This window comes from Dysgonomonas sp. 37-18 (genome assembly GCF_001899125.1).
Taxonomy (GTDB): Bacteria; Bacteroidota; Bacteroidia; order Bacteroidales; family Dysgonomonadaceae; genus Dysgonomonas.
The window spans coordinates 1-1,757 of sequence record NZ_MKVC01000020.1; the positions used below are offsets into that span (position 1 = coordinate 1).

Sequence of the window (1,757 nt, forward strand, 5' to 3'; positions counted from 1 at the left end):
ATAATCAAATCAGTTTAGAAAAATTCTCTACATCAAGGACAAAAGCATGTACAGGAAAAGGATTTTTTGTTTCAATATTGCAACTATCAATTTCTACGATAGCCTTGTCTGCTATTTCTTTTGTTACAAAGCTGAAAAGCATTATCGAATTAGTTTTTGCATTATTTCCATTCGCTGCAAACCAGCCCAAGTTTTCTTTCTTCTTTTTATATCCGGTGATATTTGTTACACTAAATCGTTTTACTCCGGCATCATGGAGCAGACTTCCTACCTGCTCCTGATATTCCTTTATACTTAATACAACTAATAGCTTCATAATCATTTTACTTTCTTTTTCAACATTTTGAAATACAACAGTGGTACAACAATCAGTGTCAGCACAGTAGAGGTTATAGTTCCACCCATCAGTGAGATTGCTAACCCTTGGAATATAGGGTCGAATAGAATGACGATTGCCCCCAAAACTACGCCACCTGCAGTCAGTATGATAGGTGTAGTGCGTACAGCTCCGGCTTCAATTACAGCTTGTTTTAATGGAATACCATCTTTGAGACGTATGTCGATAAAGTCGATAAGCAATACAGAGTTGCGTACCATAATTCCGGCTAAGGCAATAAATCCAATCATAGACGGGGCACTAAAGTAAGCTCCCATAATCCAGTGGCCGAAAATAATACCAATCAATGATAGAGGTATAGCAGCCAGCTGTACTAACGGCGTTATAAAGTTTTGGAACCATGCGACAATGAGTACATAAATAATAATTAATACAAATAAGAATGCTAATCCTAAATCACGGAACACCTCGTATGTTATTTGCCATTCTCCATCCCACTTTAAGGAAAAGTTGTCTTCATATTTTGGTTGCTTACTATATTCTTCTGATAAAGTGTATCCATCAGGAAGTTTTACCTGAGATAACTTATCCGACACTTCCGTAATAGGATATATAGGGCTTTCTAAACTTCCTGCAACTTCGGTTAATATGTAAACTACACGTTTTTGATCTTTGCGATGAATGCTCTTTTCTTTTTCTCCTTTAGTGACCTTCACCAAATCGCTAACGGGAATTGCCATACCTTGTTGATTCACAACTTTCATGCTTAATACATCTTCTATGCTTGATTTCTCTTTTTCTGACAGTTGAAGTACAATACCTACTTGATTGACTGATGAAGGTTGATGCAATATACCGACAGGCATACCCGATAGAGCCGCTCTCATATTCTGAACAACTTGTGCATTTGGAATTCCCAATTTCATAGCTTTGTCTTTATCTACCTCAAACTTATATTCAGTCTGAGCATCTTCTACCGACCAATCCACATCAACAACATTATCTGTCGCAGCTAGTATATCTTTCACTTGTTTGGCTACAGCTATTTGTTGATCATAGTCAGGACCATATATCTCGGCTGCAATTGTAGACATTACAGGAGGACCGGGCGGTACCTCTACTGTTTTTACATTGGCATTGTATTTTTTGCCGATAGCTTGCAAATCGGCACGCACCGATGTCGCTATATCATGACTCTGTTCGCTACGTTCTCCTTTGTCAACAAGATTAACTTGTATATCAGCTACATTCTCACCCATGCGCATATCATAGTGGCGAACCAATCCATTGAAGCTAATAGGAGCAGAAGTACCCACATACGTTTGATAATTGGTTACTTTATCATTTCGGCTGATATACACAGCTAATTCTTTAGTTACGGCGGCAGTACGTTCCAAAGTCGTTCCCTCCGGCATATCTA

At 38.4% G+C, this 1,757-nt stretch carries 2 protein-coding genes; both read right to left on the reverse strand.

Translation table 11 applies throughout. The features are described from left to right. Positions 1 to 4: 4 nt before the first annotated feature. Positions 5 to 316: a hypothetical protein gene (locus BGO84_RS07025; RefSeq protein ID WP_291028613.1), complete on the reverse strand. Its 312-nt coding sequence runs from the start codon at positions 314 to 316 to the stop codon at positions 5 to 7. A 2-nt stretch (positions 317 to 318) separates the two neighbouring features. Continuing rightward, a partial coding sequence (locus BGO84_RS07030) for an efflux RND transporter permease subunit (protein ID WP_291028614.1) occupies positions 319 to 1,757 on the reverse strand: 1,439 nt, incomplete at its 5' end.

Excerpts from the sequence above, each read along its gene's own strand:
- BGO84_RS07025 (WP_291028613.1), bottom strand. The coding sequence starts at position 316 with ATGAAGCTATTAGTTGTATTAAGTATAAAGGAATATCAGGAGCAGGTA.